Source organism: Streptomyces sp. NPDC035033, assembly GCF_040636735.1.
Classification (GTDB): domain Bacteria; phylum Actinomycetota; class Actinomycetes; order Streptomycetales; family Streptomycetaceae; genus Streptomyces.
On sequence record NZ_JBEZUZ010000171.1, the window covers coordinates 1 to 6873 of the forward strand.

Annotated in this window: 7 protein-coding genes and 1 pseudogene; all 8 read right to left on the reverse strand. The window is 75.7% G+C overall.

Annotated features, from left to right (window positions below; genetic code table 11):
• Positions 1 to 265 (reverse strand): annotated as a pseudogene (locus tag AB0E83_RS34555) (zinc ribbon domain-containing protein); the annotation flags it as partial.
• Positions 262 to 813 (reverse strand): phage tail protein, encoded by a 552-nt coding sequence (locus tag AB0E83_RS34560; protein WP_362120646.1) that lies wholly within the window; start codon positions 811 to 813, stop codon positions 262 to 264. The gene AB0E83_RS34560 and the pseudogene AB0E83_RS34555, both read right to left, overlap by 4 nt.
• A gap of 5 nt (positions 814 to 818) precedes the next feature.
• Positions 819 to 2780 (reverse strand): putative baseplate assembly protein, encoded by a 1962-nt coding sequence (locus AB0E83_RS34565; RefSeq protein ID WP_362120648.1) that lies wholly within the window; start codon positions 2778 to 2780, stop codon positions 819 to 821.
• Entirely contained in the window at positions 2777 to 3181 is a 405-nt protein-coding gene (locus tag AB0E83_RS34570; RefSeq protein ID WP_362120650.1) for a GPW/gp25 family protein, read from the reverse strand. Before AB0E83_RS34570 ends, AB0E83_RS34565 begins: the two co-directional genes overlap by 4 nt.
• Before the next feature lie 7 nt (positions 3182 to 3188).
• Complete coding sequence (locus tag AB0E83_RS34575) at positions 3189 to 3473, reverse strand: PAAR domain-containing protein (RefSeq protein WP_362120652.1); 285 nt, start codon at positions 3471 to 3473, stop codon at positions 3189 to 3191.
• A gap of 17 nt (positions 3474 to 3490) precedes the next feature.
• Complete coding sequence (locus tag AB0E83_RS34580; RefSeq protein WP_362120654.1) at positions 3491 to 5332, reverse strand: VgrG-related protein; 1842 nt, start codon at positions 5330 to 5332, stop codon at positions 3491 to 3493.
• Positions 5332 to 6138, reverse strand: a complete 807-nt coding sequence (locus AB0E83_RS34585; RefSeq protein ID WP_362120656.1) for a LysM peptidoglycan-binding domain-containing protein — start codon at positions 6136 to 6138, stop codon at positions 5332 to 5334. Before AB0E83_RS34585 ends, AB0E83_RS34580 begins: the two co-directional genes overlap by 1 nt.
• A 5-nt stretch (positions 6139 to 6143) precedes the next feature.
• Entirely contained in the window at positions 6144 to 6584 is a 441-nt protein-coding gene (locus tag AB0E83_RS34590; RefSeq protein ID WP_362120658.1) for a phage tail protein, read from the reverse strand.
• Between the last annotated feature and the right edge of the window lie 289 nt (positions 6585 to 6873).

Below are 6873 nucleotides of genomic sequence, written 5' to 3' on the forward strand. Positions count from 1 at the left end.
CCGGCGGCGCGGGGACGGGCGCGGGGGCCGGGGGCGGTGGGGCCGCCGGTACGGGGGCGGGTGCGGGCGCGGGGACGGGGGGCGGCTCGGCCGGGTTTCGGCTCGTACCCGTACCCGCCTCCGTACGGGAGCCGGTGCCCGTACGGGAACCCCCGCCCTCCCCGGGCTCCGCCTCCCGCTCCCCGTCCCAGTTCAGGAACGCCCCGCAGGAGGCGCAGAACGGCGTGCCCGGGTCGTTGCGGCGGCCGCACGTCGGACAGGTCATCCCGCACCTCCGGGCAGCAGTTCCAGGGTGAAGCCGACGTGCGCCGGGATCTCGGCGGTGATCAGCTCCTCCAGGCGGGCCCGGTTGACCCGCCCGGGGTCCGGCAGGACGAGCCGGACCGTCACCCACGGCCGCCGGGTGCCGGGCAGGGGGGTGCCGGGTGTGGCCGACCAGACCGTGCCGCCGCTCTCGGTGATCTCGGCCCGCGCCCCGCCCGTCTCCAGGCGCAGCGCCTCCGCGAGACCGGCCGCCGTCCCGCGCGCCCGGTGCCGGTCCACCGCGCCGAGGACGGCGGCCCGGCGCCGCTCCGGCGGGCTCTCGTCGTGCGGCTCCACGGCGACCCAGCCGGCCAGCCAGTCGAGGAAGTCCTCGGGCGCGGTGCGCGGGTCGAGGTGGGCCGGGAGGTTGTCCAGGCTCAGCAGCACCGGCGCCAGGGCCTCGTCGAGCGCGGCCAGGAACCGGGCGAGGAAGTCGTGCTCCAGGTAGACCGCGGGCAGCAGGTCGATCAGCGGGTGCGGGCTCGGCAGCCCGGGGACGTCGGTGCGCACGGCGGTCAGCCCTCCCGGACCCTCAGCTGGTGGTCGTACGAGAAGACGAGGGCGTGCCGGTCGAGGGCGATCCGCCCGTCGGGCACCTCGGTGCGCTGCCCGGTCACCGGGTCGGCCCGGTAGAGCCGCACGTCGTCCACCAGGTCGACGCCCGGGACCCGCTGGAGCACCGCGTACGCCTCGCCGGTCTGGACCGGGCGGCCGAACGGCCAGCCGTCGCCGGCCGGGCCGCCGGTGAGCGCGTTGAAGTAGCCGTCGAGGGCGGCGAGGGCCTCCTCCCGCACCCGCTCGGCGGTGGCGCCGCGGCTCGCCTGCACGGTCGCGACGAAGGTGACGCCCTGGTAGAACGGCGGCTCGACGACCACCCGCGCCCCGACGGGGCGGCGGGCGTCCAGGTGCTCCGCGATCCGCTGGAGGGTCCGCGGCGGGGGGATCAGCTCGTCGAAGGCGATCCGGCCGCGGGCGTCGCCGCGCCCGGCCGGCACGAGGAGCAGCCGCACCCCGCCCTCGCCGTCCTCGGGGACGCAGTGCACGCGGGCCGCGTCCGGGGCCACCTCGCGGGCGAGCAGCTCGTAGTCGCGCGGCACGACGGCCCGTTGCAGCGTCCGCAGGGTGAGCGGGCCGCGGACCCGCGCGCTCTCCACCGTCTCGCCGTCCACCCCGCCCAGCGCCGGCCGGCGGTTCTCCACGCGCGCCACGAACGGCACCGTGCCGCGCAGCACGCGCAGGGTGCCCCGGGCCACGTTGCCGCGCACCCCGCCGCCGGTGCGGTACGCGCGGACCCGGACGGTCGCCCCCTTGGGCGGTACCTGGCCGAAGTACCGTACGGTGCCGTCCCGTTCGCGGACGGCCGGGCCGAACTCGACGCGCCCGGTGCCCTCGTCGAGGATGAAGTGCCGGTCGCCGGGGCCGGAGTGGGCGAAGTCGTCGACCCGGCTCCAGGGCGCGTCGGCCCCGTCGGCGGCGTCCGGCGCCGTCACCTCCAGGGTGAACTCGCCGGGCACCACCGGAGGACGGGCGACGGTGAAGGACTGCCCCGCCACCCCCTCGGCCGTGCCCAGGACCTCGTCCGTGATCCGCTCGGCGTGCTCGGCCCCCACCGTCGCCCCGATGGTGAAGGCCGTGATCCCGCGGACCACCGGGGACGCCACGTACGTCGGCTGATCCGGCTCCGCCGCCACGAGCCGGCAGCGCAGCCAGCCGCCGGCGCGCCGGACGACGCTCAGGGCGGTGTGGGTCGCCGGCAGGTGCAGGATCAGCTCGCCGGACCGGTTGAAGCCGCCCGTGTCGTCCTTCTCCACCTCGCAGGCCGCCCAGCGGTCGCCGTCCCACGCCTCCCACACCAGCGGCGGCCGCAGCGGGTCGACGCCCACGCCCTGCACGTCGCAGTCGAGGCGCAGCACCACGACCCCGGCGGGCACGGCCGCCGACAGGCCCACGTAGAGGGCGTCGCCGGGGGCGGGCGCGGGGGAGAAGCAGGGCACGTCGCGGCGGAGGGCCAGCTCCTCGGTGCGGTCCACGGCGGCCGCGGGCCCGGCCCCCGCCGCCGGCAGGGTCGCGAGCGCCGCGTACGCGCAGGGCACGATGGTCAGGTCCCGGGTGGTGCCGAAGACCACGGCCGGCTCGGTCTCGGTGCGGACCGTCGCCACCTCCGTACCGGCCCGGACGAACACCGGCTCCGGCTGCGGCGCCGAGAGCCGGAAGGTGACGTCGGTGCCGGCGGCGGTCGGCGGGTGGAGCCGCACCCCGATGAGGTCCAGGAAGGTCAGATAGCTCTTCTCCGGCACCCGGTTCACCCGGTAGACGAGCTGGTCGACCATGGTCGCGAACGCCTCGATGAGGGTGACGCCCGGGTCCGACACGTTGTGGTCGGTCCACTCCGGGCAGCGCCGCTGCACCAGCCGCTTGGCCTCGTCCACCAGGCTCTGGAAGTGCCGGTCGTCCAGATTCGGGCTCGGCAGGGTCACGCGCGCTCCTCCTCCGGGATCACGTAGAACGGGAACACCAGGTTGCGGGGGTCGTTGGCGCCGCGCGGGGTGTAGCCGATGTCGATGTACAGCACCCCGCTGTCGGCCTCGTCGAAGCGGACCGCCACCTCGGTCACCTCGATCCGCGGCTCCCACCGCTCCAGGGCGAGGCGCACCTCGTACGCGAGCTGCCCGGCCGTCCCCGCGTCGGCCGGCGCGAACACGTAGTCGTTGATCGCGCAGCCGAATTCCGGCCGCATCGGCCGCTCGCCGGGCGAGGTCGCGAGGATCAGCCGGATCGACTCCTCCAGCTCGCGCTCGCCCCGGACGAGCGCGATCGACCCGGTCGCGTCCGTGCGCGGCGGGAAGGCCCACCCCGCGCCGATGAACTCCTGTCCCATGGTCCCCTCAGCCTCCGATCAGCACCGAAGCGCAGCCCGACACGACCGCCGACCCGCAGCCGGACAGGTCTCCGACCCGGGCGGCCGGTCGGCCCCCGATCAGCACCGTCGTGGAGCCGGGCGGCGCCAGCGCGGACGGCGGGTGCGCGGCGGGCGACGCGCACTGATGCGCGGTGCCGACCGTGGCGGCCGGCCGGCCGCCGATGAGGACCGACGTCACCCCGGGAGGGCCGATCATCCCCGGGTGCGCGGTCGGGTCGCCGACCCGAGCGGCGGCCGCTGACTGTGCCATGTCTCCCCCCGTACCCGTCAGTTGATCTTCACCAGGGGCGCGCTGACGGAGAGCGTGGTGCCGCCCTTCAGCTCCGTGCGCCGCGTGCCGTCCACCGTGACCTCCGACCCCCGCACGTCGACCGCGCCGCCGGCCGCCAGCCGGACCGCGCCCCGCCCGCCGTCCACGCTCACTCCCTGACGTGCCGTCACCGACACGCTGTCGCCGCTGAGTTCCAGCGCGCCCCGCTCGGCGGAGACGCTCACCCCGCCCGAGGCCGTGATCGACACCTTCTCCCGCGCGGTGATCCGCACCGACCCGTCGCTCCCGATGGCGACCGCCGTCCCCGACTGGTCCAGGTCGATCGTCAGCTTCCCGTCGCCGGTCCGCAGCCGCACCCCCTGCGGGCCGCCCGCCGCGTCCAGCAGCTCCAGCCTGTGCCCGCCCTTCGAGGCGAAGGCCCGCCGGTCCACCGCCCCCGACGTCGGGTCCACCGCACCGCCCCCGGACGGCCGGTCCTGTCCGTTGTACAGCCCGCCCAGGACGTACGGCCGGTCGAGGCGCCCCAGTTCGAAGCCGACCACCACCTCGTCCCCGACCTCCGGGATGTACGGCTCGCCGCCGCCCGTGCCGGCCGCCTGCGCGGTCCGCGCCCAGTCGCTCGCGTACTCGTCCGACAGCCACGGGAAGGCCACCTTCACCCGGCCCGAGCCCTCCGGGTCCTGGGTGTCCGTCACCGTCGCGTTCACCAGCCCGCCGGCCCCCCGGCCCCCGTCGGCCCGCCCGCCGGTGAGGCCGAAGAGCGACCGCTCCTGCTGTCCGGAGACCGTGATCCACGTCTCGTACCCGCGCAGCGCGTCGAAGACGTGCCGCGACGAGGTGACCGTGTACCGGCCCTCGAAGGGCGCGCCGACCGCGTTCAGCGCCACCGCCGAGCCCGCCCGCACCTCCGGATTGCCCCGGATCACCGCCTCCAGCTCCGCGAACGAGCCGGCGATCCGCTCGGCGAGCGCCTGCGCCGCCCGGTCCACCCGCTCCTGCGTGCCGTAACCGCCGTCCGTCACCACGTGCCGGGCCTCCCCGAACGGCTCCGTCACCTGCGCGGCCGTCACCCCGAGCGCCAGCGTCGGCGACGTGCCCGCCGGCGCCCGGCCCACCAGGGCCCGCTTGCCCCGCACGTCCCAGCCCCGCACCTCCACCTCGGAGACCTGCTCGGCCGCCGACACCGAGGCCCGGCAGCGCAGCAGGTTCGCCCCCCGCTCCAGGACCAGCGGATCGCGGTCCGCGCGCGCCGACGCGTCCGGCGCCCCGCCCGCCTCGGCCGGCCGCACCACGTGCAGCGCCCCGTCCCGTACGTACGCCTGGGCGCCCGCCTCCTCGGCGAGGCCGCGCACGAACTCCCAGTCGCTGACGTTGGCCTGCGCCACGTGGTCGAGCACCGGACCGGCCACGTCGACCGTGCCCGGCGCCAGGCCGGCCCGCCGGGCGACCTGGGCGACGATGTCGGAGAGCGTCATGTTCTGGTAGCCGGCCACCCGCGCCCCGCGCAGCAGCTTGTACGTCTCGTCGAGCCCGCGCACCACCGTGTACGTGCCCGACTCGTCCAGCTCCAGTTCGAGCGCCGTCACCACCCCGTCGAGCAGCGGCCGCGGCTCGGTGCCGCCCCCGCCCCGCGCGAGCAGCCGGACCTCCGCGCCGACCGCGATCCCGCCCTGCGCGAGCAGCGTGCGGTCCGGGTCGCGGAACCGCAGCAGGAACAGGTCCGGCAGCGTACGGCTGTCGTCGACGTACCCCTCGACCAGGGTGTTCATCAGGCGGGCCGGCAGCGGGCTCCCGCCGACCTCCACCACGAGCGCCGAGGCGACTCCGGGCGGCGCCATCACGCCCCCCGCCGGTCCGGCGCGGACTGCCCGCGCAGCCGCCCGAGTTCGTCCGGGGCGGGCAGCAACAGGCGGGTGCCGGGCGCCAGTCGGAGCGGGTCGTCGATGCCGTTGGCCTCCGCGATCACCCGCCAGGCCGCCGGATCGCCGTACTCGCGCTGCGCGAGCGAGGGCAGCGAGTCCCCGGCCGCCACCCGGTGCGTACGACGGGCGGTGAGCGCGCCGGAGGTCGGGTTCTGTCCCGGGGTCTCCCCGCTGATCTCCTCCATCGTCACCAGGCAGACCGCCCGGATCGGCACGCCCGACGTCGTGAACAGCGTGTACTTCGCCTGCACCTGACTGACGTAACCGGGGAAGCCGGTCAGCCCGCCCCAGTGGAACACCACCCACGGCGGCGACGACCGCTGCTGCTGCCGGCTCTCGCTCGTCGGCACGCAGCACGCGAACAGCTGCTCCACCGAGGTCACCACCCGGGTGTCCTGCGTGTCGCCCGCGTCGAAGAACATCTCCACCGTCAACTTGCTGGGCTGCGGCCCCTGGTACTCCGGCGGACCCGCGCTCTTCGCGCCCTTGGCGGGCGTGCGCTTCCACGCCGCCGCCTTCGTGAGGCTCAACTCCTTCGGGTTGAACTGGAAGTCGATCCGCCCGCACGGCGCCCCGGGCGTCAGCCCCCCGCCCGACGGCGGCGTCCGCAGCTCCAGATACGCGTGCTCCAGCTTCGGCCGGGCGGAACCGCCCTTCCCGGCCGAGGCCACACCGGAGGTGCCGGCCGCGCTGAAGGCGATGGGGGCGCCGGGTGGGGTCATCGCGCTCAGCCCTCCATCACATAGCCGTGGTGGGCGATCTCGATCGTCTCGATCGCCACCTTCGGCGACTCGGGCGTGAACGACGGCCCGGTCCAGCGCACCGGCACCACCTCCAGGAGCCCCCACTGGGCGACCTTGCGCCCGTCCCCGGTCCGCGCCTCGATGTGGGCGGTCTTGCGGGTGAAGCCGGTCGTCATGCTCGCGAACCAGCGGGCCACCTTCTCGGTCTCCCGGGTCAGCGGGCGCGAGAGCTTCACGTTGGAGTACTTCAGGCGCGTCGGCAGCTGCCAGACGTGCCCGTTGTTGCCGCCCTCCTCGCGGGTCTCCAGGACGACCTCGCAGCCCAGGCCCTCACAGGTGTTGAAGGACCCGAGCTCGATGTCGTCGATGGTGACGACGAAGCAGACGCTGACGGCGGGTTCGTCGTTCGGGGCGGCGGTGGCCATGGGGTTCGCTCCTTCCGTGCGCGTACGGGTGCGCGGTCGTCCGGTCAGAACCGGGTGTCGAGGAGACGGCCGGCCCGCTCGCGCTCCAGCCGCAGATCGGCCTTGAGGAGCCGGGCGAGCGGGACGTAGAGGGCGCGGACGAACTCGTCGGTGACGGGCGGAGTGCCGGGCGCGGCCCCGGGCGGGGCCCCGGGCGGGGCCCCGGGGAAACAGATAGGAAGGGCGGCGGGGTGGGGAAGTGTGTGGTAGGAGGGGTGTTTATGTAGGGGGGGGGCGGATGCTTATAAAA

What these genes read in the sequence shown, in the direction of transcription:
- AB0E83_RS34590 (WP_362120658.1), bottom strand. Translation starts at nt 6,584, where the DNA reads ATGGCCACCGCCGCCCCGAACGACGAACCCGCCGTCAGCGTCTGCTTC.
- AB0E83_RS34575 (WP_362120652.1), bottom strand. Translation starts at nt 3,473, where the DNA reads ATGGCACAGTCAGCGGCCGCCGCTCGGGTCGGCGACCCGACCGCGCAC.
- AB0E83_RS34570 (WP_362120650.1), bottom strand. Translation starts at nt 3,181, where the DNA reads ATGGGACAGGAGTTCATCGGCGCGGGGTGGGCCTTCCCGCCGCGCACG.
- AB0E83_RS34580 (WP_362120654.1), bottom strand. Translation starts at nt 5,332, where the DNA reads ATGGCGCCGCCCGGAGTCGCCTCGGCGCTCGTGGTGGAGGTCGGCGGG.
- AB0E83_RS34585 (WP_362120656.1), bottom strand. Translation starts at nt 6,138, where the DNA reads ATGACCCCACCCGGCGCCCCCATCGCCTTCAGCGCGGCCGGCACCTCC.